The organism is Marinobacter psychrophilus (assembly GCF_001043175.1).
In the GTDB taxonomy this organism is placed as follows: Bacteria; Pseudomonadota; Gammaproteobacteria; order Pseudomonadales; family Oleiphilaceae; genus Marinobacter; species Marinobacter psychrophilus.
In genome coordinates this window covers 1470245-1495788 of the sequence record NZ_CP011494.1, presented here as the reverse complement: position 1 = coordinate 1495788, position 25544 = coordinate 1470245, and the positions used below count along the sequence as shown (strand labels likewise).

Below are 25544 nucleotides of genomic sequence, written 5' to 3'. Positions count from 1 at the left end.
TCCGGCGGCGCCTGCAATTGACTGTAACTAAATTCACCCGTCGTCGACAAAGTGAAACCGACTATGGCAGCAGCCTCTCAAGACCAGAATCGCCCACAAAATACCCGGGCCATTATGGCTTTTCTACAAAATCATCCACCTTTCTCTAATATGGATGAAAATCATCTAGCGCACTTTGCAGAGCATTCTACCCTACGTTTTTACGCTAATGACGAGGTGGTTTTGTCTGCAGACGATGGCGTTGCTAACCAATTTTACGTTGTAAAGCAGGGGCGGATTCGTGGCGAGAGACTGAATAGTAGGGACGATCGCACCGAAACCACTTTCGAGATTGGCCTGGGGGACTGTTTTCCACTGGCAGCACTTGTGGGTGAGCGGCCTACTCGCACGCTGCACCGATCGGTGGGCGACACATTTTGCCTGAACATTGAACATGAAGATTTTGTCATCCTGTTTACTCAAAGCGATACATTCCGCGACTTTTGCCTGCGCGGCGTTAGCAGCCTTCTCGATCAGGTGAATCAACGCATACAGTCCGGCGCCATGGCATCGATTGGTTCGAATTTTACGTTAGATTCCCCGCTGGAACGCTTTGCCCTACGTAATCCCATTGTGTGCACGCCCGACTTGCCCGTGCACAAAGCTGTGGCGCGTATGCACGAAAGCAACGTAGGCAGTATTGTGATCACCGACGACAACCGACATCCGGTGGGCATTTTCACATTGCGCGACTTGCGCACACTGATTGCCGAAGAAAAAGCCCCCCTGAGCGCCCCGATTCGGCACGTTATGACACCGAACCCCTGCTCATTGTTAGCCAAAGAAAACGCCTTTGCAGCCGCCATGCTAATGGCGGAGCATCACTTTGCCCACATTTGTGTGGTAGACGACGAGAACAGATTAATTGGCGTTGTATCAGAACGGGATTTGTTTGCACTGCAGCGGGTAGACCTGGTCAATCTAGCCCGCACCATCGGCACCGCAACTCACCTGCGCACATTGGTTAGCCTGCGCGCGGATGTTTCGCACCTGGTTGATTCGATGCTGGCCCACGGCGCCGATTCCGGCCAGATCGTGAAAATCATCACGACCTTGAACGACGTCACCGTGCGCCGTGTATTAGAACTGAACATCGCCAAAAACGATCCCGGCATACCGTTCACCTGGCTGACGTTCGGCAGCGAGGGTCGCCAGGAGCAGACTCTGTTGACCGATCAGGACAACGGCATATTGTTTACCACGCCGAAAGGTATGACGGAAGATCAAGTACGGGAGAAACTGCTGCCGTTCGCGCGCATCGTGAACGACGAGCTGGCGGAATGTGGGTTCACTCTGTGTAAGGGCAATATTATGGCCAGCAATCCAAAACTGTGCTTGAGCGGCGCCGAATGGGACCGCTGGTTCGTGCACTTTATCGATGCTTCGACACCGCAGAACCTGGTATATTCGTCTATATTCCTCGACATGCGCGCGGTTTTTGGCCCCAGCGAACCATTGCACGAGCTATTCCAAACAGTTCTGAAGCGTATCGGCAACAATCCGCTATTCCAGAAGATGCTAGCGGGCAACGCTTTTACCCGTAAGCCGCCACTGACCATGTTCCGCAGTTTTCGCTATGTCAGCGATGGTAAAAAACACGCGTTAGATCTCAAACGTCAGGGCCTGGCACCCTTCGTTGAAACCGTGCGGGTGTTCGCCTTGGCTAACGGTGTAGGGGCTGCGAATACCCTGGAGCGGATGGATGAACTGGCTCGCAAAGGAGTGTTCGACGCAAAAGATGCCAACGCCTGGAAAGAAGCCTACAGCCTGATACAGGCCATCCGTATGCGGGCACACAATGAAATGCTCGAAAACAAAGAACCGCTAACCAACTACATTGATCCAGATGACTTGAACCCGCTGGACCGCCGAATACTCCGCGAATCTTTCCGCCAGGCCCAGCGCCTGCAACAGAAGCTGGAACTGGCCTACCAGCTCTAGCCCCGGGGCCTGAACATGATCGACTTTCTGAAACAGTGGCTGGAACGCAAAAAGCGTGGCGGTATAGACACCGCCAACCTGCCGAACCCCAAAACGATTGGCAAACAGCTATTGATGACCTCGCGGTTAATCGTGCTCGATCTGGAAACCACAGGACTGAACCCAGCCAAAGATCAGGTGATCGCCATAGGCGCCGTAGCCATTAATAACAATTCCATACCGCTTGACGACCAGTTTGACCTGATACTGCGCCGGCCAGAGCTGGATATCCGTAAAACCGTACTGATTCACGGTATTGGGCCCGAAGCACTGACCGACGGCTACGAAACCGAAGATGCTCTGCTGCACCTTTTGGACTGGATGAATGGCGACCCTATTCTGGCCTATCACTCGGCGTTTGATCAGAAGTTTCTTGAGAAAACCCTGCGCGCGGAGCTCGGCTACGGCGAAAATCACGTCTGGCTCGATGTTGCAGAGCTAATGCCTACCTTCTTTCCAAGAGCCAATGAGCAGGGCAAGGGCTTGGACAACTGGGCTGACACCTTCGGCTTGCAGGCCAGTAACCGTCATCAAGCGGCAGCTGACGCTATGGTCACCGCCGAACTCACGTTGATTGCTCTCAACAAAGCGGCACAGCAGGGCATTCACACCCTGGCCCAACTCAGCGACAAATTGCGTTATCAGCGCCACCTGAGAAATATACAACGGCTTTAGCAGTGCCCTTTGCGAAGCCACGGCGAATATTGAGCTGAAGCGTTTGCGCCAGCTCTCAAATTTCAACCGTAAACCCGTCAAAATTCAGAATTTTAGACCTTTTGCCAATATCACTAATGATCGCATTACAGCAAAGTCAATACGGTAACACCGCAAACTCCACAATAATAACAGGAGTACTCTATGTCAGGTCATAGCGAAAACGCTGAGCAGTACTGGAAGGCGAACCTCCGCCTGATTTACGGAAGCCTTATTATATGGGCTTTGGTTTCATACGGTTTTGGCATTCTGCTTCGCCCCATGCTATCTGGCATCGCGGTTGGCGGAACCGATCTTGGCTTCTGGTTTGCCCAACAAGGATCCATTCTCACCTTTATCGTTTTAATCTTTTTCTATGCCTGGCGCATGAACAAGATTGACGAAAAATTCGGCGTAGGCGAGGAATAATAACAATGAGCCAATTTGCGATTAACATTATCTTCGTAGGGGGTTCCTTCCTCCTCTACATCGTCATTGCTATCTGGGCAAGAGCCGGAAGCACAAGCGACTTCTACGTTGCCGGTGGCGGGATTCACCCAATCACCAATGGTATGGCGATAGGTGCAGACTGGATGTCAGCGGCGTCTTTTATCTCCATGGCGGGCCTGATCGCCGCGGGTGGTTACGCCAACTCCACCTTCCTGATGGGTTGGACGGGCGGCTATGTGCTGCTTGCCATGCTGCTCGCTCCTTACCTGAGGAAGTTTGGCAAGTTCACTGTGCCCGAGTTCATCGGTGACCGTTTCTACAGTAACAAAGCGCGCCTCGTCGCCGTTGTCTGCCTGATCGTGGCCTCTCTGACCTATGTTATCGGCCAGATGGCCGGTGCTGGCGTGGCCTTTTCCCGCTTCCTCGAAGTAGATTCTACAACCGGTCTGATGATCGCAGCGGTGGTTATTTTCAGCTACTCTGTTTTGGGCGGCATGAAGGGCATCACCTACACTCAGGTGGCTCAATACTGCGTTCTGATTATGGCCTACACCATCCCCGCGGTGTTTATCTCGCTGGAACTGACCGGTAACCCTATACCGGCACTGGGCCTGTTCTCCACCCACATTGACTCGGGGCTGCCGATTCTCACCAAGCTGAATCAGGTCATCACCGACCTTGGCTTCAACGAGTACACGGCAGACGTGGACAACAAGCTGAACATGGTTCTGTTTACCCTGACACTGATGATCGGTACGGCCGGTCTGCCACACGTCATCATTCGCTTCTTTACAGTTCCGAAGGTTGCCGATGCACGCTGGTCTGCTGGCTGGGCATTGGTGTTCATTGCCCTGCTCTACCTGACTGCACCGGCCGTAGCCTCCATGGCCAGACTGAACCTGATGACCGCCATCTACCCTGATGGAACAGCGGCTGCTCCTATCGAGTACGATAACCGTCCGCAATGGGTCAAGTCATGGGAAGTGACCGGTCTGATCACTTATGAAGACAAGAACCAGGACGGCCGGATTCAGCTTTACAACGACACTCCGGCGTTTGAAGAAACCGCTCAATCCCGTGGCTGGAATGGTAACGAATTGGAGGTGAACCGGGACATTCTGGTACTGGCCAACCCCGAGATTGCCAACCTGCCCGGCTGGGTCATCGGATTGATCGCCGCGGGTGGTCTAGCAGCGGCACTGTCAACAGCGGCGGGACTGTTGCTGGCGATATCCTCGGCCGTCAGTCACGACCTGATAAAGGGATCAATCAACCCCGGCATTACGGATAAGGGAGAGTTGCTGGCCGCGAGGATATCCATGGCGGTTGCCATAGTTGTGGCCACCTACCTGGGAGCCAACCCTCCCGGGTTCGCCGCTCAGGTCGTGGCACTGGCTTTCGGTATCGCAGCTGCGTCACTCTTTCCGGCTCTGATGATGGGGATCTTCTCCAAGCGAGTGAACAACAAAGGCGCGATTGCCGGTATGCTGGCCGGTCTGGCCTTCACCCTGACGTACATCTTTGTGTACAAAGGATGGTTGTTCATCCCGGGCACCAACAACCTGGCCGATATCCCGGCAAACTGGGTATTCGGGATTTCCCCACTGTCGATCGGTGCGATTGGTGCCGTCGTCAACTTTACGGTAGCCTTCGGTTTGTCCTACGCGACTGAAGAGCCGCCCATCGAGATCCAGGAACTGGTGGAAAGTGTTCGTTACCCACGCGGTGCGGGCGAAGCTCAAGGCCACTAACACAAGCTTTTGCTAAATCAGTGGTAACATTGAGCAATTGAAACCAAACGGGCTTCCTTGAAAAAGGAGCCCGTTTCTTTTTTAAGGAAAACCATATGTTTTGGACACTTGTTGCGACCGTTGTCTGCGGCCTAGGTGCTGCAGGGATCGCATTAGCGCTTCGCTCCCTAACCCGCCAACGCCTGCCAAAGTGGATTATTCCGGTCTTTGCCGGGGCTGGCATGATGGCCTATCTGATTCAGGGCGAGTACACCTGGTACGACTTTAAACAGGCACAGCTGCCTTCGGAAGCGGTCGTGGTCAATACTGAAAGCCAAGCCGTGCTCTGGCGCCCCTGGAGCTTTGCCTTTCCGTATGTCACTGCGTTCTCGACGGTGGATATCAACAGCGTGCAGCGCAACGCCAATGACGACAATGTTGTTCTTTTCACCCTCTACCGCTTCGAGCAAAAACTGACTGATTCCGTTTCTCACCGAGTACATGTACTCAATTGCACCGATCGTGAGCTGTTGCCACTTGCCTCAGATGGCCGCCCCAGCCTTGATAACATGAAGATACTGACACCGGACGACCGCTTACTGATTACCGTATGCCGCTGATGAATAGAGGGCACGTCACGCTGGCGCCTATGTCGGCCTGCAAGCGCCCCATTGCCCTGGAATAGCGAACGTTATGATAAGCGCCTGGCTGCTCGTTCTGATCTCCATCACCTACATTTCACTGCTATTTTTTGTAGCTTGGGCAGGCGATCGCCACCCGGGGCTATACCGGCATCGCCTGGCCAGGACTCACATCTACGCGCTGTCTCTAGCCGTGTATTTTTCCTCCTGGACCTTTTATGGAGCCGTTGGTCGCGCCACCCAGGAAGGTCTTGGATTTTTGCCCATCTATCTTGGGCCGTTACTGGTATTCGTGTTCGCTGCACCGCTGTTGCGCCGCATCATTCATATCAGCAAGCGCAACAGCAGCACCTCCATAGCCGACTTTATCGCTTCCCGCTACGGAAAATCCCAGTTATTAGCAGCGATGATAGCCGTCTTCGCGCTAATCGGCAGCGTGCCTTACATCGCCTTGCAGTTAAAAGCCATCGCCATGGGCTTTGCGGTGCTGTCCAGCCCCCAGGGCAGCGTTCAGGAACTCAGTAACGCCGCCTGGAGCGATTCAGCTTGGTACATCACGTTGGCTCTGGCTCTGTTTACCATTTTATTTGGCACCCGCCATCTGGAATCAACAGAACATCACCGCGGCATGATTCAAGCCGTTGCGTTTGAATCTGTAATCAAACTGGTGGCGTTTTCAGCGGTTGGGTTGTTTGTGCTGTTTGGTTTTTTCAATGGTTTTGGCGATCTCACACAGCGAGTGGCCGCGGCCGATATCATCGGAGTGCTGACAACCCAAAACCTGAATCTGACCGCGTTTATTACCCAAACCCTTGTCGCCGGGGTAGCCATTGTCTGCCTGCCGCGGCAGTTCCACGTTATGGTGGTTGAAAACAGCGATCCTCGCGATTTCGAGACTGCGCGCTGGGCTATGCCTATTTATCTGATCATCGCTAGCGCTTTTGTACTGCCGATTGCAGCTGCCAGCTTGCTAGTGCCGGATAGCGCCAACTACAACCCTGACATTATGACGCTTCAGTTGCCCATACTGACCGGCAATACCTGGCTTGCAGTACTGGCGTTTCTGGGGGGCGGCTCCGCAGCGGCGGCGATGGTGATTGTGTGCTCAGTTGCGGTCGCCACTATGGTCAGCAACGAAATCATCATGCCAGCTTTGTTGAAATTCTTTCGCCCCAGAATGAATCGCAAGGCAGACCTGAGCTACCTGCTACTTAGCATCCGCCGCATCGCAATTTGCGCTGTTTTACTAACAGCGTATGGCTTTTATCGGATGGCAGGCGAAGACACCAGTTTAACGGCCTTCGGGTTACTGTCGTTCGCTGCTGCGGCGCAACTTGGACCTGCGTTGGTAGGCGGAATCGTTTGGCGCGGTGGTAACCACAACGGAGCGGTATGGGGTCTGTTTATAGGCTTTATACTATGGCTCTACACGCTGCTTCTGCCTGCACTGGCATCTACCGGCTGGATCAACGACACACTTGTTCAGCAAGGTCTCTGGGGCATGAGCTGGACCCGACCCACGGCGTTGTTTGGTACCGATTTGGACCAAATTAGCCACGGTATAATCTGGAGTCTGGGGGCCAATACCGCGATTTATATTGTGCTGTCTTTACTGACCCGCCAACGAGTACGTGAAAAAATACAGATTGCCACTTATTTTCAAGACGCACTCGGCCGCGGCGAAACCCCTCACCAGCAGACCTGGCAGGGTGAAATTCTGACCTCCGACCTGCAGGCTCTGGCTGATCGCTTCATGGGCGACGAGCGCGCAGAAACGGTGTTTCGCAATTACGAGCGCCGCAATGCCATCCGCCTTTACTCACAGCGGCCGGCAACAACACATTTTATGAAGTACATAGAGCGCCAGTTAGCATCGATTATCGGCGGTTCAACCGCGCGTGTGGTTTTGGAATCGACCCTGACCGGTCGCGACATGCAGATTGAAGACGTCGTCAGCATTGTGGATGAGGCCTCACAGGCGATGACGTTTAGCCGAGAGCTACTGCATTCGGCCATTGAAAACCTCAGCCTTGGCGTGTCGGTGGTGAATCATCAGCAGGAGCTGGTGGTGTGGAATCACCTATACATTGAACTGTTCAATTACCCCAAGAGTTTTGTACGCTTGGGACGACCGGCGGCTGACCTGCTTCGCTACACCCTGACTAACGCAAACCTGTCGGCCCGCAAAATTGATGAAATCGTTGCCGAGCGCATTGTCAGCATGACCCAAGGCCAGCGTGTTTCCTATGAGCTCCAGCGGCCCGATGGCACGTTTATCCGTATTGAAGGCGCGCCAATTCCCGGCGGCGGCTATGTCACGACATTTCAGGATATAACACCCATGCGCCGCACTGAACAGGCGCTGAAAGAAACCAATATCTATCTGGAACAACGGGTCAAAGAGCGAACCCAGGAACTGCAGGTGATCAACGAACAGATGCTCACGGCCAAGTCTGTGGCAGAGCAAGCCAATCACGGTAAAACACGATTTCTCGCGTCAGCCAGTCACGACCTGCTTCAACCTTTAAATGCCGCACGCCTGTTTACCTCTGCCCTACAAGGTAAATCCCAAAGTGCCGAGTGCCAGCAATTGGTCGAACACATCGACAGCTCACTGGGTGCGGCCGAAGAAATTATCAGTACTTTGCTGGATATCTCCAAACTGGATGCCGGTGCTCTGGAGCCGGACATCAGCGTATTCCCGATCAGCGATATCATCCGCCGGCTGACAAACGATTTTTCTGCCATCGCCAAAGATCAAGATCTTGAACTGGATGTGGTACCTAGTTCCGCCTGGATCCGCTCAGATGCAAAGCTTTTGCGCCGGGTGATCCAGAATTTCCTGTCCAATGCTATACGCTATACACCCAAGGGCCGCATCCTGCTGGGCTGTCGTCGCCTAGATGGTTACCTGCGCATTGAAGTCTGGGACACAGGGCCAGGCATTCCGGACGATCAGCTAACCCAGATTTTTGAAGAGTTCCGCCGTTTCCAGCATGGGCGTGACAAGAAAGGTCTGGGCCTTGGCCTTGCCATCGTCGACCGCATCAGCGGTATGCTCAATCATCCGGTGACGGTTCAGTCGCGGCAGAGTCGTGGCAGTGTATTCAGTATTACGGTGCCCAGAATGGCCGCTGAGGAGCTAACACCCCTGCCGTTACAGGCACACGGTCCGGCTCGGCGAGTATCCAGTCTGAAAGGACGCCATCTGCTATGTATTGATAACGATGCCGCTATTCTTCAAGGGATGGTGGCGCTGTTGAGTAACTGGCAATGCCAGATAACAGCTGCTGAAAGCCTGGACGACGCCATGACAAAATTGGGCACGGGCATTCCCGACATTCTGCTTGCCGACTATCAGCTAGACGACGACAAGAACGGTCTGGACGCCATGGACACGCTGCGCGTAGCTCTGGACAAACGCCTGCCCGGCATCCTGATTACCGGCTATATGGCACAAGAGGTAAGAGATGACGCGACCGACCGCGGCTATCATGTGCTTTATAAACCCGTAAAGCCGGCTGCTCTGCGTGCTATGGTGAATACACTTTTAAAATAGGTCCGCAAATGGGAACCACTCTACGTCCCGCTGCCTTCGGTAAACTGCGCTATCTGGTCGTGGATGACGTCGATAGCTTCCGTCTGTCGATGCGCACCATGCTCAGCAGTTGCGGTGCTGAAAAAATCGAACTGGCGTCTGGCGCCAAGCAGGCCATCGATTACTGCTCTTATAACAAAGTTGATATATTGCTTTGCGATTACAACTTCGGTGATGATCGTAATGGCCAGCAGATTCTGGAAGAATTGCGGTTTCGCAAGCTGCTGTCTCACACCGCCGTATTTATGATGATTACAGCGGAAACATCGCGTCACATGGTATTAGCAGCAAGGGATTGCCAGCCAGATGCGTACCTCGCCAAGCCAATTAATCGCGCGGTTCTGCACACTCGTCTGAGCAGTCTTTTGCAACAGCGGGAAGCGTTGCTGCCCATAAACCGCGAGCTTGACCGACATAATTATGAAAAAGCCGTGGCCTTGTGCCTGCAAGCGCAGAAAACACAGCCACGCTACAACACGTGGCTATTGAAAACCTTGGGTGACCTTTATTTCCGGCTCGGCGAACTGGATCAAGCCGAGTCAATATATAACGACACGCTAATCTCACGCGATATACCTTGGGCTCTTCTAGGCCGGTGCCGTGTATTGTTAGCTAAGGGTAAAGGTGAGGATTCGGTGCTTGACCTTCAACGCTTGGTAAATAGCAACCCAGATTGCATGGAGGCCTATGATCTTCTTGCCGAGGGCCTTGCGACCATGGGCAACCCGGTACAATCTCAGCAAATATTGGAAGCTGCCGTCCAACATTCACCCAATGCTTTGCTGCGGCAGAAAAAACTGGCTCTGCAGGCGGAGATGAACGCAGACATGGAATCAGCGGTAAAAGCCTGGCGACGAACAGTGAGTCTGAGCCAACATTCTATTCATGAAAGCCCCGACCACTACCTTGCCTTGTCCAGCGCACTCGCTGATCTTAGCGAATCCGCCGATAGCAATTTGGACAAGAGTTCTAGCCCGCAAGTTACTGCCGCGCAGATCAAAGAAGCCAATACAACGCTGGCAGCTATGGAAAAACGCTTTACCAACGAAGCAAACCTGTCTATTCGCAGCCGCATTCTGCGATGCCGGCTGCTTGCGGCGGAAGGATGTCTGGCAGACTCTCAAGCACTCTTAGACAAGGTACGGCAAGAACTAACGCCGGTGCCGCCTACCATTTCGGCAGATACCGAAATAGACTACGCAAAAGCCCTGTTTTTACTCAACAGCAAAGAAGAAGCCAAAAATCGACTGGCGCAGTTGGCACACCGGTATCGTTCAGACGCCGATATTCAGCGTAAAGTGGAAAGCCTTCTGGATGAGCCCGTGGGATTCCGTCAAAAATTACAGGCTCGTAGTTTGAATCACGAAGCAATAGACGATTTTCAAAACAATCGAATTGACGAAGCTATTGGAGGCTTTTCAGCTGCTCTGAAAATTGTACCTGACCAAATTGCCCTGAACCTGAATCTGATACAGGTTATTCTGAAACGTCATAAATCTCTAGAGCAGGAGCCTGAGATGGCCGTTCTATGCCGGTCGGCACTGGAGCGTCTGTCGAGTTTGCAGGAGAGTCACAGTCAATTCGAGCGCTATAGCGCCCTAAAGGAACGCGTGGAGGCGCTGTTACCATGACAAGGCCAAGCGCAGACTTTTCGCTGATTCTTGCGGCATCGATCCATGATATGAAAAATTCACTCGGGGTATTGTTGTCGTCATTAGAAGACCTGCGCGATGAACAGCAAGCCAGTGGTTCATCCAGCGCAAACCTCAATATCTTACAATACCAAGCCGAGCGTATTCACAACGACCTGGTGCGCCTGCTTGGGTCTTATCGCTTGCAGCAAAACATGCTGAGCGCGCACACCGAAGAACATTTTGTACGCGACCTGTTGGACGATACCATTGCTCGCTATGTCTCAATAATCGATGGCCAAAATATTAGCTGCCAAAACATTGCCCAATACATCAGTGGGTATTTTGATCATCAGTTAATCGCTAGTGTACTGGACAACAGTGTAAGTAACGCAGTTCGCTACGCTAAACATGAGATATGCCTGAATGCAGTCTATTGCGAGGACTATCTGGTGATTAGCGTACACGACGATGGGCCGGGCTTTACAGAATCTATGCTGCGTCAGGAAATGGACCACAGTATCGACTTTGGCGGGGGTAATACACACTTGGGGCTCTACTTCGCCAATGCCATAGCCGCTCTTCACAACGCAGGTGGCCGCAAAGGTTTTATCAAGCTGTTGAATGGCGGGCAGTTTGGTGGCGGTGTATTCGAAATCTGGTTGCCATAACCAAACAATCGAAGACGGATTTTACCAGGGAACATACTAGGGTACAGATTAGACCTTTGCCTGCTGTATTTCAGGCAAAAAAAAGCCCCGACGGCGTGAGCTATCGGGGCAATTAGCAATAAGAGTCTGACGATGACCTACTCTCACATGGGCGAACCACACTACCATCGGCGCAGGCCTGTTTCACTTCTGAGTTCGAGATGGGATCAGGTGGTACCAGGCCGCTATGGTCGTCAGACAAAACGGTTGATCACTGGGGGATGAGATAGAACATTGGCTTTAAGGGCCGTGATAATAATTTTTTCGTTGCGATATCCGCAATTGTCTTGGGTGTTATATAGTCAAGCCGCACGAGCAATTAGTATTGGTTAGCTCAACGCCTCGCAGCGCTTACACACCCAACCTATCAACGTCCTGGTCTTGAACGGCTCTTCAGGGGCCTCTAGGGCCCAGGGAGATCTCATCTTGGAAGGGGCTTCCCGCTTAGATGCTTTCAGCGGTTATCCTATCCGAACATAGCTACCGGGCAATGCCACTGGCGTGACAACCCGAACACCAGAGGTTCGTCCACTCCGGTCCTCTCGTACTAGGAGCAGCTTTCCTCAAATCTCCAACGTCCACGGCAGATAGGGACCGAACTGTCTCACGACGTTCTAAACCCAGCTCGCGTACCACTTTAAATGGCGAACAGCCATACCCTTGGGACCGGCTTCAGCCCCAGGATGTGATGAGCCGACATCGAGGTGCCAAACACCGCCGTCGATGTGAACTCTTGGGCGGTATCAGCCTGTTATCCCCGGAGTACCTTTTATCCGTTGAGCGATGGCCCTTCCATACAGAACCACCGGATCACTATGACCTACTTTCGTACCTGCTCGACGTGTCTGTCTCGCAGTCAAGCGGGCTTGTGCCATTACACTAACCGTACGATGTCCGACCGTACTTAGCCCACCTTTGTGCTCCTCCGTTACGCTTTAGGAGGAGACCGCCCCAGTCAAACTACCCACCACACAGTGTCCTCATCCCCGATAAGGGGACAGAGTTAGAACCTCAAACATGCCAGGCTGGTATTTCAAGGTTGGCTCCACGCAAACTGGCGTTCACGCTTCAATGCCTCCCAGCTATCCTACACAAACATGTTCAAAGTTCACTGTGAAGCTATAGTAAAGGTTCACGGGGTCTTTCCGTCTAGCCGCGGATACACCGCATCTTCACGGCGATTTCAATTTCACTGAGTCTCGGGTAGAGACAGCGCCCCCATCGTTACGCCATTCGTGCAGGTCGGAACTTACCCGACAAGGAATTTCGCTACCTTAGGACCGTTATAGTTACGGCCGCCGTTTACCGGGGCTTCGATCAAGAGCTTCGCACGAATGCTAACCCCATCAATTAACCTTCCGGCACCGGGCAGGCGTCACACCGTATACGTCCACTTTCGTGTTTGCACAGTGCTGTGTTTTTAATAAACAGTCGCAGGGGCCTGGTATCTTCGACTGGCTTCTGCTCAACCCGCAAGGGGTGTCACATACCACCAGCGTGCCTTCTCCCGAAGTTACGGCACCATTTTGCCTAGTTCCTTTACCCGAGTTCTCTCAAGCGCCTTGGTATTCTCTACCTGACCACCTGTGTCGGTTTGGGGTACGGTCTCAAATCACCTGAAGCTTAGAAGATTTTCCTGGAAGCATGGCATCAATAACTTCCCGCCACATGGGCAGTCGTCATCACGTCTCAGAATTGAGGACCCGGATTTGCCTAAGTCCCCTCCCTACACGCTTAAACCGGGACGACCGTCGCCCGGCTTACCTAGCCTTCTCCGTCTCTCCATCGCAGTGACTCAAGGTACGGGAATATTAACCCGTCTCCCATCGATTACACCTTTCGGTCTCACCTTAGGGGCCGACTCACCCTGCGCCGATTAGCGTTGCGCAGGAACCCTTGGTCTTCCGGCGTGCGAGTTTTTCACTCGCATTGTCGTTACTCATGTCAGCATTCGCACTTCTGATACCTCCAGCAAGCTTCTCAACTCACCTTCGCAGGCTTACAGAACGCTCCCCTACCCCGCATACAAAGTATGCAGCCGCAGCTTCGGTATCCAGTTTGAGCCCCGTTACATCTTCCGCGCAGGCCGACTCGACTAGTGAGCTATTACGCTTTCTTTAAAGGATGGCTGCTTCTAAGCCAACCTCCTAGCTGTCTGAGCCTTCCCACATCGTTTCCCACTTAACTGGAATTTTGGGACCTTAGCTGGCGGTCTGGGTTGTTTCCCTCTTCACGACGGACGTTAGCACCCGCCGTGTGTCTCCCGGATAGTACTCACAGGTATTCGGAGTTTGCATCGGGTTGGTAAGTCGGGATGACCCCCTAGCCGAAACAGTGCTCTACCCCCTGTGGTATTCGTCCGAGGCGCTACCTAAATAGCTTTCGGGGAGAACCAGCTATCTCCGGGCTTGATTAGCCTTTCACTCCGATCCACAAGTCATCCCCTGGCTTTTCAACGACAGTGGGTTCGGTCCTCCAGTTGATGTTACTCAACCTTCAACCTGCTCATGGATAGATCGCCCGGTTTCGGGTCTATGCCCAGCGACTAATTCGCCCTATTCAGACTCGGTTTCCCTACGGCTCCCCTAAACGGTTAACCTCGCCACTGAACATAAGTCGCTGACCCATTATACAAAAGGTACGCCGTCACAGAACAAGTCTGCTCCGACTGCTTGTACGCATACGGTTTCAGGATCTATTTCACTCCCCTCACAGGGGTTCTTTTCGCCTTTCCCTCACGGTACTGGTTCACTATCGGTCAGTCAGGAGTATTTAGCCTTGGAGGATGGTCCCCCCATATTCAGACAAGGTTTCTCGTGCCCCGTCCTACTCGATTTCACTAGACTCAGGTTTCGGATACAGGGCTATCACCCACTATGGCGGCACTTTCCAGAGCCTTCTCCTACCAGTTGTCTAGCTTAAGGGCTAGTCCCCGTTCGCTCGCCGCTACTTAGGGAATCTCGGTTGATTTCTTTTCCTCGGGGTACTTAGATGTTTCAGTTCTCCCGGTTCGCCTCTTACACCTATGTATTCAGTGTAAGATACCCAGCCTAAACTGGGTGGGTTTCCCCATTCAGAAATGTCCGGATCACAGCTCGTTTGCCAGCTCCCCGAACCTTATCGCAGGCTTCCACGTCTTTCATCGCCTCTGACTGCCTAGGCATCCACCGTATGCGCTTAGTTGCTTGACTATATAACCCCAAGACAACTGATCGCCAATGACTCAAGCCCACCGCCGCTCAACCGAAGTCGAACAGAGTGTTCCAGGGAACATTAGAGACCGTCACTCGAAGTTATAAACAACCACTTCAACGACAACACCGGATAACGCTTGAAAAAATCGTTATCACTTGAACACTTTCCTCAAAGACCGTAGAGAAAAGTATTCGTGTTCTATCTCATCCAATTTGTTAAAGAGCAAATCTGACCCAGTGATCAGAAAGAAGAACTTCAGACTTAGCGGACGCTAAACTGAAATACTTTTTTCTGTACACTGACCGAAGTCAGGACATTCAGGGTTCTCAGGGTTCTCAGATTATTCAGACCACTTGTATAATGGTGGAGCTAAGCAGGATCGAACTGCTGACCTCCTGCGTGCAAGGCAGGCGCTCTCCCAGCTGAGCTATAGCCCCAAAAGCTATGCAAGTCTGGTGGGTCTGGGTGGAGTTGAACCACCGACCTCACCCTTATCAGGGGTGCGCTCTAACCAACTGAGCTACAGACCCGGTTTCGCTTGTTTTTCAACAAGACCGCTGGGCCTGAAAGACCCTTTGCTCTCTTTAATTAATCAACCAAGTAATTCGTGTGGACTCTGACCGAAGCGTTCGGCATCGTTTAAGGAGGTGATCCAGCCCCAGGTTCCCCTAGGGCTACCTTGTTACGACTTCACCCCAGTCATGAACCACACCGTGGTAATCGTCCTCCCGAAGGTTAGACTAACTACTTCTGGTGCAATCCACTCCCATGGTGTGACGGGCGGTGTGTACAAGGCCCGGGAACGTATTCACCGTGACATTCTGATTCACGATTACTAGCGATTCCGACTTCACGGAGTCGAGTTGCAGACTCCGATCCGGACTACGACGCGTTTTGTGAGATTGGCTCCCCCTCGCGGGTTTGCAGCCCTCTGTGCGCGCCATTGTAGCACGTGTGTAGCCCTGGCCGTAAGGGCCATGATGACCTGACGTCATCCCCACCTTCCTCCGGTTTGTCACCGGCAGTCTCCCTAGAGTTCTCAGCATTACCTGCTAGCAACTAGGGATAGGGGTTGCGCTCGTTACGGGACTTAACCCAACATCTCACGACACGAGCTGACGACGGCCATGCAGCACCTGTGTCAGAGTTCCCGAAGGCACCGATCCATCTCTGGAAAGTTCTCTGCATGTCAAGGCCAGGTAAGGTTCTTCGCGTTGCGTCGAATTAAACCACATGCTCCACCGCTTGTGCGGGCCCCCGTCAATTCATTTGAGTTTTAACCTTGCGGCCGTACTCCCCAGGCGGTCAACTTAGTGCGTTAGCTGCGCCACTAAGGATTCAAGATCCCCAACGGCTAGTTGACATCGTTTACGGCGTGGACTACCAGGGTATCTAATCCTGTTTGCTCCCCACGCTTTCGCACCTCAGTGTCAGTGTTGGTCCAGGTAGCCGCCTTCGCCACTGGTGTTCCTTCCTATATCTACGCATTTCACCGCTACACAGGAAATTCCACTACCCTCTACCACACTCTAGCCATGCAGTTCGAAGTGCCGTTCCCAGGTTGAGCCCGGGGCTTTCACATCTCGCTTACATAACCACCTACGCGCGCTTTACGCCCAGTAATTCCGATTAACGCTTGCACCCTCCGTATTACCGCGGCTGCTGGCACGGAGTTAGCCGGTGCTTCTTCTGCGAGTGACGTCAATCCTCAAGAGTATTAGTCTTAAGGCCTTCCTCCTCGCTGAAAGTGCTTTACAACCCGAAAGCCTTCTTCACACACGCGGCATGGCTGGATCAGGCTTGCGCCCATTGTCCAATATTCCCCACTGCTGCCTCCCGTAGGAGTTCGGGCCGTGTCTCAGTCCCGATGTGGCTGATCATCCTCTCAGACCAGCTACGGATCGTCGCCTTGGTAGGCCATTACCCCACCAACAAGCTAATCCGACTTAGGCTCATCTAATAGCGCAAGGTCCGAAGATCCCCTGCTTTCCCCCGTAGGGCGTATGCGGTATTAATCCGAGTTTCCCCGGGCTATCCCCCACTACTAGGCAGATTCCTAAGCATTACTCACCCGTCCGCCGCTCGACGCCTGGTAGCAAGCTACCATCGTTTCCGCCCGACTTGCATGTGTTAAGCCTGCCGCCAGCGTTCAATCTGAGCCATGATCAAACTCTTCAGTTTAAATCATACAAGATCCGAAGATCTTAAATCTGCTCAAGTACAAAAACTCAATTCTTGACGAGTCGTTGACTTGGTATTTCTTACCGAAATACTCCAGTCAGCGCCCACACGAATTACTTGGTTAATTTTTTAAAGAGCGTTTGAGCCGTGGCTCAATCAGGAGGCGAATTATACATCGTTTCGCTTTCCTGTCAACCGTTTATTTCGAGCCGCTCCGGAAGATCTTCTTTCCAAAACCACCGAATCAACCGGCTGGTAATGCTTGATTCGAGAGGCGCATTCTACAGCGTATCCGAACCGTGTCAACCGTTTTCGCGTTCAAAGTTTAAATCAGATTTCCTAAACTTTTCAACGTCTTACAAAACAGTTCTCGCTCGATTCCTGCCTCTCTGTAACCGGCTGTCCCTCAAGCGAGATGCGCATTCTACAGACTTCTCGGTACACGTCAACAGCCAATCTGAACTTTATCAAAAAACTTTAAACTGGCCTTGAACCACCTTCCAGGCATCCATAAATGGCTACCTCCAACTACCAAGATACTTTAACTAGTCCAGAGACACTTTAATAGCACTTGCGGCGTTTCTCGCTTTTTCCCGTGCAGCATCAATAGAGCCAGCCAGCGCCAGTGCAACACCCATACGACGTCGACCGGTCAGCTCCGGCTTACCAAACAGACGTAACTGTGTATCAGGCTCAGCCAGTGCCAGTTGCATACCACTGTACCGGATACGCTTCGAGTCACCTACCGGCAGCACAACCGCCGATGCCGCAGGGCCGTATTGACGTATAGAAGGAACCGGCAACCCGAGAATTGCCCGCGCATGCAAAGCAAATTCAGAAAGGTCCTGACTGATCAACGTTACCAAACCCGTATCGTGAGGCCGCGGCGACACTTCCGAAAACCAAGCGTCGTCGCCCTTAACAAAAAGCTCTACGCCATAAACCCCCAAACCACCCAGGCTTTCAACCACCGTACGAGCAATGCGAGCTGCTCTCACAAACGCCAGATCCGACATCGGCTGAGGCTGCCAGGATTCGCGATAATCGCCATCCTCTTGACGATGGCCAATAGGATCGCAAAACGATATGCCATCGCGGTACTTCACCGTCAACAGAGTGATCTCATACTCGAAGTCCACAAAACCTTCAACAATCACCCTTCCTTTGCCAGCACGACCGCCGCTTTGAGCATAATCCCACGCAGCCTCGATCTGCTCGGCGCGGGTTACAGTTGATTGCCCTTTACCAGACGAGCTCATCACCGGCTTCACCACTAATGGCAACCCGACCTCCTCCACCGCCGCCAAATACTCTTCTTTTGTACCTGCGAACCGAAAGGGCGACGTCGGCAATTCCAGCTCTTCAGCTGCCAACCGACGAATGCCTTCCCGATTCATGGTTAAATGCACAGCCCTTGCCGACGGAATCACCGTAAAACCTTCATTTTCGAGCTTAACTAACTCTGCGGTAGCAATGGCTTCAATTTCCGGCACAATCAGGTTCGGCTTTTCAAGCTCGACAATTCGCCGTAATGCCTGAGCATCCAACATATCGATAACGTGACTGCGGTGGGCAACCTGCATCGCGGGTGCGTTTGCATAACGATCAACGGCGATAACTTCTACACCAAAGCGCTGCAGCTCTATGACAACTTCCTTGCCCAACTCACCGGCACCGCAAAACAGAACTTTGAACGCGGTGTCTGTTAACGGTGTTCCCAAAGTGACGTCAGCTATTTTTTGTTCCATAACGATTCCATCGGATGATATTGAACGGCCAGCAGCCGGGTTCAGATTAAAGCTTTTTTCTCGCGTTCGGCAACCAAACGCAATACCTCGCGCCGCTCGTCGTTGTTCAATTGCATCCAACTCATAATTTCATCGCCAGAACGATGGCAGCCAATACACACGCCCTCTTCATTAAGTGCGCAAATACTGACACAAGGCGACCTGACTTTATTAGCAACGCTCATCGCTCGGGCTCACAGGGTTGCAGATTGTCCAAATAGTACGCAGCATTCTTGACGTAACTGAGCGCGGCCATTTCCAACATCTTTTGCTGCTCCGGACTTAATTGGCGTTTTACCCGTGCCGGCGAACCTATCACCAGAGAGCCGTCGGGTATGACCATATGTTCCGGGACAAGCGTATTCGCTCCTATCAAGCAGTGTTTGCCAATTTTGGCACCGTTCAGCACAACTGCGTTGATGCCAATCAACGAATAATCGCCCACGTCACAGCCGTGAAGCATGGCTTTGTGTCCCACAGTTACGCCACGGCCGATGTTTAACGGTAATCCTGGGTCGGTATGCAATACGGCACCATCCTGCACATTGCTCTGCTCGCCAAGTGTAATCAGCTCGTTATCTCCGCGAATCACCACGTTAAACCACACACTGGCCTTGTCTAACAAGCGAACACTGCCGATCACCGAGGCGTTATCGGCAACAAAATGGCCACTCCCTTCTAGCACCGGAACTCTGTCGTTCAATTTGTAAAACATAATTTCCTCTTGAAGTATGCCGTCTCTGTTGGTTTCTACACCGACTCACACCATCATATTAACGCGAGGGCGGTCGTTCCAGATCAATACCGGCATCGTACACAGCGTTCATAAAATCGACCAGCACTACGGCTGACAGACCCCATATCTGGTATTTCTCCCAGCGGTAGCAGGGCACATGAATGATGCCACCCATAAAGGGTAACGCATCGGTACGCTCACGCCGGTCTTCCAGAAACCAGGCTATGGGGACACGGAACACACTTTCGATTTCTGCGGGATTAGGGCGTAAGGGATGGTCTTCGGGTACCACGCCTACGTATGGTGTTACAAGAATACGTGCATGAGATGCAACTTGGCTTAGCGACGACACAATCTGCACCTGGTCTGGCGGCAAACCTATTTCCTCATGGGTCTCTCGAAGAGCCGTCATCATCAGGTTTTCGTCTCCGGGGTCGCGCTTTCCACCCGGGTACGCTACTTGGCCACGATGGGTTTTGAGATGGGCAGATCGCAAAGTGAACAACATCTCCGGATTACCGCTGTTGTCGGTAATAGGCACCAAAATACCAGCTTCAGGATAGTCCAGCGCCAGTTCGTTAGGCCGGTAGCCTGCTAACCGGGAATGTAACAAGTGCTTCAAAGTATCTCCTGGCATGCTTCAATCACAGGCGCCATGGCGCTAAGGTGGCTCAAATGGTTAAACTAACGGCCTTTATGATATCTACTCTCAGTATACGGGGAAAGCTATGAAATACTGCAGTGACTGTGGTGAACAGGTAGAGCAGCGGATCCCCGAGGGCGACAATCGTCACCGCTACGTGTGCACCCACTGCAACACTATTCATTATCAGAACCCTCGCATTATCGCAGGCACGGTGCCGGTATGGGACAACCGTATTCTGCTGTGTCGCCGCGCCATAGAGCCTCGCTACGGCTATTGGACTCTGCCTGCAGGCTTTATGGAAAATCAAGAAACAACCGTAGAAGCGGCTGTTCGCGAAACCCGTGAGGAGGCTCTCGCGGAGGTTAACATTGAGGGCCTTTACGTCGTACTCGACGTTCCACACATTGATCAGGTACACATATTTTACCGCGCCACGCTGATTGACGGTAAATATGGAGCAGGTGAGGAATCACTGGAAACACAATTGTTTGAGCTTTCAGACATCCCTTGGGACGAACTGTCGTTTCCGACTGTGCGTAAAACCCTTGAGCTTCTTATAAATGATATGAAAAAGCAGACGTTCGAGGTTCACGTTGACAGTATTCGTCACCCTATGGCGAAATCCCGAAAGGCCTGATCAAAACTGCGTTAAAGCAAGCACTTCGTAGGCGGGCTCCTCGTAGGGGTGCGTCGCCTTTAATGCAGCAATGGCATTTCTCACGCAGCCCTCAGCACACACCAGCTCCACCTTGTACTCTGCGATGGTTTCCAGCACACCCGCTTGACCGATAAATGGCTGGCTTCCGTCCAGTGGTCGAAACTGCCCTCGCCCTAATATTTGCCAGGCACATTGATCGTAATCGCCAATACGCCCCGCTCCAGCGCCGAATAATGCATGTTTGGTTTCGTCAAGATGGCTTTCTGGCACAAAGTAGCAAATCTTATACATAGAATCCCTCATAGACGGTCAAATTCTAAACACCTGAAAATTCAAAAAAGTTACCCACAGAATCTGTGGATAACTCTGGGGAAAGTTTTTAAGTAGCGCCCCAAAAACCCCGCCATTACTGCCTTTAAGACAGATTGGTGACAAAATCGCCGACTAAAAATAATCGTTATTTATCAACTACTTAAATTTGACTACTGAAATTATCATGATAAATCATGGGGTTGTTTACAGAACATACAGTGAATGCCCGAAAATGTGCATAAAATTTACCAGTCAAGAGTTTTTTTTGAAAATTATGCAGTTTTTTCTCTTGATATCCCCAAACAACACAAATTTCAGGCAAAAAAAACCGGGCATCCGCCAGCTCCTTTAACAAAGCTGACAAAAGCCCGGCTTTTACACCAACAACTTAGCCAAACCAGCGCCGCGCATTACGGAACATCCGGAGCCACGGGGCGTCTTCGTCCCAACCTTTTGGTTGCCAGGAATGCTGTACTGCGCGGAATACGCGCTCCGGGTGCGGCATCATGATCGTTACCCGGCCGTCACGAGTTGTGAAACCGTTCACGCCAGCCTCAGAACCGTTAGGATTAAACGGATAGCGTGTAGTAGCGGCGCCGTAATTGTCGACGTAGCGCAAAGCGATTTGTTCGCTTTCTGCCAGCGACGCCAACGAGATGTCGCTGCTCAACTCGATCCGGCCCTCGCCGTGTGCGACGGCAATAGGCATACGCGAACCTGCCATTCCCTCGAAGAAGGCCGACGGTGAAGGCAACACCTCCACCATAGCCAGGCGCGCCTCGAACTGCTCTGACTGATTGCGAACAAAGCGCGGCCAGCCTTCGCTGCCAGGGATCAGCTCATGCAGACTAGACAGCATCTGACAGCCGTTACACACGCCCAGAGCCAGGGTGTCCTGACGGTTGAAGAAAGCCGCAAACTGGTCACGCACACGATCGTTGAACAGTATGGATTTGGCCCAGCCTCCGCCGGCGCCTAAAACGTCACCAAACGAAAAGCCGCCACAAGCCACTAGGCTGTTGAAGCCTTCCAGTGACATTCGACCAGACAACAAATCGCTCATGTGTACGTCAACAGCGGTGAAACCGGCACGATCAAACGCCGCCGCCATTTCAACGTGGCCGTTTACGCCCTGCTCTCGCAACACGGCTACTTTGGGTCGCGCACCAATGTTGATAAAAGGCGCACTGATGTCTTCATTGATATCAAACGTGGTTACTACCTGCAAACCCGGGTCTTTGGCATCCAGAAGGTTGTCAAACTCTTCCCGTGCGCAGTCTTCGTTGTCGCGCAACGATTGAACACGGAAGCTGGTTTCGCTCCAAAGGCGCTGCAAATCGAGCACCGGCTCATCCACTACAAACTCGCCGTTAAAGCTCATCTGTACACGAGCCTCCGAAGTCGGCTCACCAATAACAATTGTATGGTTGCCTAGTCCAGCTGCGGAAAACTGCTGCAGCACGAATTCGGTATCGTCGCGGCGCACTTGAATCACCGCACCCAATTCTTCGTTGAACAGTTCGCGGGCGAACTGCGAGGCATCCTCCGCCACTCCGTCCAGCTTGATGTCGATACCGGCACGACTGGCAAAGCACATTTCAACCAGAGTGACAAAAAGGCCGCCATCCGAGCGATCGTGATAGGCGAGCAGTTTTCGGTCAGCGTTCAGGCCTTGAATCACCGCAAAAAACGCTTTCATATCTTCCGGATCGTCCAGGTCCGGCGCTATTGCGCCAACTTGGCCATATACTTGGGCCAACGCAGAACCGCCAAGGCGGTTCTGGCCTGCAGCGAGGTCTATCAGGATAAGATCGGTATCGCCAACGTCCAGCTGAAGCTCCGGCGTTAGTGTCAGCCCCACATCGGTAACCGGCGCAAAGCCGCTGACCACCAGCGAAAGTGGCGCCGTAACGCTTTTCTGCTCACCACTACTTTCTTCCCACACGGTTTTCATGGACATCGAATCTTTGCCAACGGGTATGGTAATACCCAACTCTGGGCAAAGCTCCATACCCACCGCCCGCACGGTTTCATAAAGATTCTCATCTTCCCCAGGGTGACCAGCCGCTGCCATCCAGTTTGCTGACAAGCGCACATCTGACAGCTTGGCGATAGGCGCCGCAGCCAGATTGGTCAGAGTCTCACCCACCGCCATTCGGCCAGATGCCGGCGCGTTGACCGCGGCAACCGGCGTGCGTTCGCCCATGGCCATAGCTTCGCCACTGCGCACGTCAAAGGAACTGGCGGTTACCGCTACGTCTGCAACTGGAACCTGCCACGGACCCACCATCTGATCCCGTGCTACAAGCCCGGTAATGGTGCGGTCGCCAATGGTAATCAGGAAACTCTTGGAACCCACCGACGGCAAACGCAACACGCGACGAATCGCTTCGTGCAAGTCCACCCGAGTGGAATCGAATAAGCGTTTGGTAAATGACGAACGAGTGATGCTGCGATGCATACGCGGAGCCTTGCCAAACAGCACATCCATCGGCAGATCGACCGGCTTATCATTGAAGTACGAATCCGCCAATTCCAGGTGGTGCTCTTCAGCGGCTTCGCCAATCACCGCATAAGGGCAACGTTCACGACGACAGAGCGCATCAAACAACTCCAGGTTTTCTGGCGCCACGGCCATAACGTAACGTTCCTGGGACTCGTTACACCAGATTTCCAGCGGCGACATACCCGGCTCGTCGCTGGGAATTTCACGCAACTCAAACTTACCGCCGCGACCACCGTCTTTCACCAACTCCGGCATGGCGTTTGATAAGCCACCGGCGCCAACGTCGTGAATAAAGCAAACCGGGTTGGTGTCACCCATCTGCCAGCAGCGATCAATCACCTCCTGACAACGGCGCTCCATTTCCGGATTGCCACGCTGTACCGAGGCAAAATCCAGATTTTCATTGCTGGAGCCAGAATCCATAGAGGATGCCGCTCCGCCGCCAAGGCCAATCAGCATAGACGGACCACCCAGAACAATAAGCTTGGCGCCTACAGGAATGTGGCCTTTCTCAACATGCTCGGCTCGAATGTTGCCCAGGCCGCCGGCAATCATGATCGGCTTGTGGTAACCGCGCACTTCTTCGCCTGCAGGGCCTGCAACCTTGGCTTCAAAGGTACGGAAATAGCCCGTGAGGTTTGGCCTGCCAAATTCGTTATTAAAAGCCGCGCCACCGATCGGGCCTTCAATCATGATGTCCAGCGCGGAGGCAATACGATCTGGCTTGCCATAACCAATTTCCCAGGGCTGGATGTCGCCCGGCAAATTCAGGTTAGAAACGGTAAACCCGCTCAAGCCGGCTTTTGGCTTGGAACCACGCCCGGTTGCGCCTTCATCACGGATTTCTCCACCGGCGCCCGTGGCAGCTCCAGAAAATGGTGCAATCGCTGTAGGGTGGTTGTGGGTTTCCACCTTCATCAGGATGTGTATGTCTTCCTGATTGTAGCTGTAAACACCGGTATTCGAATCCGGGAAGAAGCGGCCCCCACGGCTCCCGGCAATAACAGAGGCGTTGTCTTTGTAAGCAGACAACACGCCTTCGCTGTTCATTTCGTAGGTGTTACGAATCATCTCGAACAGAGATTTCTGCTGTTTTTTGCCGTCGATGTCCCAAGACGCATTGAAAATCTTGTGGCGACAGTGCTCGGAATTAGCTTGAGCGAACATCATTAATTCAACGTCTGTGGGGTCACGCTTCAGATCAGAGAACGCAGCCACCAGATAATCAATCTCGTCGTCCGCCAACGCCATACCCAAGCGACGATTGGCGTCCACCAGTGCTTTACGTCCGCCGGCAAGAATACCCACGCGACCCAACTCGCGAGGTTCGTCGTGGCTGAACAGCAACTCGGCGCCGCCCATCTCGTGAAATACTTTTTCTGTCATGCGGTCGTGCAAAAGCGCCGCAATTTTTCCCCGCTGTTCCAGGCTTAACTTCTTCGCCGAACGGACATAGTAAGCAATACCCCGCTCAATACGCAGAATGTGACGCAAGCCACAGTTGCGCACAATGTCGGTTGCCTTGGATGACCAGGGCGAAAGCGTGCCAGGGCGGGGAACCACAAGAAACAGTACGCCTTCGGGCTGCTCTACGGACACGCTTGGGCCGTAACTCAACAGGCGATCAAGAATCGCCTGTTCCGCGTCAGACAAGTCGCCATCCAAATCGGCAAAATGCATGAACTCGGCGTACACATGGTCAATTTCGGGGACACTGCCTTTCAGGCAGGCGTGCAATTTATTGAAACGAAAAGGTGATAGCGCTGGTGCGCCGCGAAGTTCAAGCATGGTAGCAACCTGTATCGCGCGTAGCGGGGGTTTGGGAGACATTTTGAACGCGCATCATACTCGAAAGCGCCTCTGGGATACAGCGATCCAGCACCTTACTAAACAACGCCATCAAGGATGCCGCTGATCGCTCTTTAATTGACCGGACCACGCACAACGTAGATGATTGCAAAAACCTATCGGCACCAAGACAGACAATCAGAAATTGGCCGCTCATCCGCTTGAAACCCTACGGAGATAACGAATTTGCCGGCAAACACTCA

Annotated in this window: 15 protein-coding genes, 2 tRNA genes and 3 rRNA genes; 9 read left to right on the top strand and 11 right to left on the bottom strand. The window is 52.8% G+C overall.

Going from position 1 to position 25544, the window contains the following annotated elements:
- The first annotated feature begins 63 nt into the window (after window positions 1-63).
- From ABA45_RS06610 to ABA45_RS06575, 8 genes are all read left to right on the top strand, one after another.
- Window positions 64-1980, top strand: a complete 1917-nt coding sequence (locus ABA45_RS06610; protein WP_048384827.1) for a putative nucleotidyltransferase substrate binding domain-containing protein — start codon at window positions 64-66, stop codon at window positions 1978-1980.
- Between the two features lie 15 nt (window positions 1981-1995).
- Window positions 1996-2694, top strand: a complete 699-nt coding sequence (locus tag ABA45_RS06605) for a 3'-5' exonuclease (RefSeq protein ID WP_048384826.1) — start codon at window positions 1996-1998, stop codon at window positions 2692-2694.
- A gap of 183 nt (window positions 2695-2877) precedes the next feature.
- The gene (locus tag ABA45_RS06600; RefSeq protein ID WP_014870706.1) at window positions 2878-3141 is read left to right on the top strand and encodes a DUF4212 domain-containing protein; all 264 of its coding nucleotides are present in this window, start codon (window positions 2878-2880) and stop codon (window positions 3139-3141) included.
- Window positions 3142-3146: 5 nt separating this feature from the next.
- A complete protein-coding gene (locus ABA45_RS06595) occupies window positions 3147-4913 on the top strand; it encodes a sodium:solute symporter family protein (protein ID WP_048384825.1) in 1767 nt (588 codons plus the stop codon).
- Between the two features lie 95 nt (window positions 4914-5008).
- Window positions 5009-5512, top strand: coding sequence for a hypothetical protein (locus tag ABA45_RS06590; RefSeq protein ID WP_048384824.1), 504 nt, complete (start codon window positions 5009-5011; stop codon window positions 5510-5512).
- A 73-nt stretch (window positions 5513-5585) separates the two neighbouring features.
- Window positions 5586-9092 carry a hybrid sensor histidine kinase/response regulator gene (locus ABA45_RS06585; RefSeq protein WP_048384823.1) on the top strand — a complete coding sequence of 1169 codons (3507 nt, stop codon included), beginning with the start codon at window positions 5586-5588 and terminating at the stop codon, window positions 9090-9092.
- Window positions 9093-9100: 8 nt separating this feature from the next.
- Window positions 9101-10762, top strand: a complete 1662-nt coding sequence (locus ABA45_RS06580) for a response regulator (RefSeq protein ID WP_048384822.1) — start codon at window positions 9101-9103, stop codon at window positions 10760-10762.
- The gene (locus tag ABA45_RS06575) at window positions 10759-11433 is read left to right on the top strand and encodes a sensor histidine kinase (RefSeq protein WP_048384821.1); all 675 of its coding nucleotides are present in this window, start codon (window positions 10759-10761) and stop codon (window positions 11431-11433) included. Before ABA45_RS06580 ends, ABA45_RS06575 begins: the two co-directional genes overlap by 4 nt.
- Before the next feature lie 124 nt (window positions 11434-11557).
- On the opposite strand, the gene rrf is transcribed toward ABA45_RS06575, so the two are convergent.
- From rrf to ABA45_RS06530, 9 genes are all read right to left on the bottom strand, one after another.
- Window positions 11558-11671: ribosomal RNA gene (rrf, locus tag ABA45_RS06570) — 5S ribosomal RNA — on the bottom strand.
- Between the two features lie 99 nt (window positions 11672-11770).
- Window positions 11771-14663, bottom strand: a 23S ribosomal RNA gene (locus ABA45_RS06565).
- A gap of 365 nt (window positions 14664-15028) precedes the next feature.
- Window positions 15029-15104, bottom strand: a tRNA-Ala gene (locus tag ABA45_RS06560).
- 16 nt (window positions 15105-15120) lie between these two features.
- A tRNA-Ile gene (locus ABA45_RS06555) sits at window positions 15121-15197 on the bottom strand.
- A 110-nt stretch (window positions 15198-15307) separates the two neighbouring features.
- Window positions 15308-16848: ribosomal RNA gene (locus ABA45_RS06550) — 16S ribosomal RNA — on the bottom strand.
- The 16S, 23S and 5S rRNA genes sit together here with 2 tRNA genes alongside, the layout of an rRNA operon.
- Before the next feature lie 545 nt (window positions 16849-17393).
- The gene (gene purT / locus ABA45_RS06545; RefSeq protein ID WP_048384820.1) at window positions 17394-18596 is read right to left on the bottom strand and encodes a formate-dependent phosphoribosylglycinamide formyltransferase; all 1203 of its coding nucleotides are present in this window, start codon (window positions 18594-18596) and stop codon (window positions 17394-17396) included.
- Between the two features lie 41 nt (window positions 18597-18637).
- Window positions 18638-18820 carry a DUF1289 domain-containing protein gene (locus ABA45_RS06540; protein WP_048384819.1) on the bottom strand — a complete coding sequence of 61 codons (183 nt, stop codon included), beginning with the start codon at window positions 18818-18820 and terminating at the stop codon, window positions 18638-18640.
- Window positions 18817-19350 (bottom strand): gamma carbonic anhydrase family protein, encoded by a 534-nt coding sequence (locus ABA45_RS06535; RefSeq protein ID WP_014870698.1) that lies wholly within the window; start codon window positions 19348-19350, stop codon window positions 18817-18819. Before ABA45_RS06535 ends, ABA45_RS06540 begins: the two co-directional genes overlap by 4 nt.
- A gap of 58 nt (window positions 19351-19408) precedes the next feature.
- Window positions 19409-19993 carry an NUDIX hydrolase gene (locus tag ABA45_RS06530; RefSeq protein ID WP_048384818.1) on the bottom strand — a complete coding sequence of 195 codons (585 nt, stop codon included), beginning with the start codon at window positions 19991-19993 and terminating at the stop codon, window positions 19409-19411.
- A gap of 106 nt (window positions 19994-20099) precedes the next feature.
- On the opposite strand from ABA45_RS06530, the gene ABA45_RS06525 reads away from it, so the two are divergent.
- Window positions 20100-20654 carry an NUDIX hydrolase gene (locus ABA45_RS06525; protein ID WP_048384817.1) on the top strand — a complete coding sequence of 185 codons (555 nt, stop codon included), beginning with the start codon at window positions 20100-20102 and terminating at the stop codon, window positions 20652-20654.
- Here ABA45_RS06525 and ABA45_RS06520 read toward each other — a convergent pair whose 3' ends face one another.
- Window positions 20655-20966, bottom strand: a complete 312-nt coding sequence (locus ABA45_RS06520) for a Nif3-like dinuclear metal center hexameric protein (protein WP_048384816.1) — start codon at window positions 20964-20966, stop codon at window positions 20655-20657. It lies immediately after the preceding gene.
- Between the two features lie 409 nt (window positions 20967-21375).
- Window positions 21376-25281, bottom strand: a complete 3906-nt coding sequence (gene purL, locus ABA45_RS06515; RefSeq protein ID WP_048384815.1) for a phosphoribosylformylglycinamidine synthase — start codon at window positions 25279-25281, stop codon at window positions 21376-21378.
- Window positions 25282-25544 lie beyond the last annotated feature (263 nt).

What these genes read in the sequence shown, in the direction of transcription:
- ABA45_RS06610 (WP_048384827.1), top strand. Translation starts at nt 64, where the DNA reads ATGGCAGCAGCCTCTCAAGACCAGAATCGCCCACAAAATACCCGGGCC.
- ABA45_RS06605 (WP_048384826.1), top strand. Translation starts at nt 1,996, where the DNA reads ATGATCGACTTTCTGAAACAGTGGCTGGAACGCAAAAAGCGTGGCGGT.
- ABA45_RS06600 (WP_014870706.1), top strand. Translation starts at nt 2,878, where the DNA reads ATGTCAGGTCATAGCGAAAACGCTGAGCAGTACTGGAAGGCGAACCTC.
- ABA45_RS06595 (WP_048384825.1), top strand. Translation starts at nt 3,147, where the DNA reads ATGAGCCAATTTGCGATTAACATTATCTTCGTAGGGGGTTCCTTCCTC.
- ABA45_RS06590 (WP_048384824.1), top strand. Translation starts at nt 5,009, where the DNA reads ATGTTTTGGACACTTGTTGCGACCGTTGTCTGCGGCCTAGGTGCTGCA.
- ABA45_RS06585 (WP_048384823.1), top strand. Translation starts at nt 5,586, where the DNA reads ATGATAAGCGCCTGGCTGCTCGTTCTGATCTCCATCACCTACATTTCA.
- ABA45_RS06580 (WP_048384822.1), top strand. Translation starts at nt 9,101, where the DNA reads ATGGGAACCACTCTACGTCCCGCTGCCTTCGGTAAACTGCGCTATCTG.
- ABA45_RS06575 (WP_048384821.1), top strand. Translation starts at nt 10,759, where the DNA reads ATGACAAGGCCAAGCGCAGACTTTTCGCTGATTCTTGCGGCATCGATC.
- purT (WP_048384820.1), bottom strand. Translation starts at nt 18,596, where the DNA reads ATGGAACAAAAAATAGCTGACGTCACTTTGGGAACACCGTTAACAGAC.
- ABA45_RS06540 (WP_048384819.1), bottom strand. Translation starts at nt 18,820, where the DNA reads ATGAGCGTTGCTAATAAAGTCAGGTCGCCTTGTGTCAGTATTTGCGCA.
- ABA45_RS06535 (WP_014870698.1), bottom strand. Translation starts at nt 19,350, where the DNA reads ATGTTTTACAAATTGAACGACAGAGTTCCGGTGCTAGAAGGGAGTGGC.
- ABA45_RS06525 (WP_048384817.1), top strand. Translation starts at nt 20,100, where the DNA reads ATGAAATACTGCAGTGACTGTGGTGAACAGGTAGAGCAGCGGATCCCC.
- ABA45_RS06520 (WP_048384816.1), bottom strand. Translation starts at nt 20,966, where the DNA reads ATGTATAAGATTTGCTACTTTGTGCCAGAAAGCCATCTTGACGAAACC.
- purL (WP_048384815.1), bottom strand. Translation starts at nt 25,281, where the DNA reads ATGCTTGAACTTCGCGGCGCACCAGCGCTATCACCTTTTCGTTTCAAT.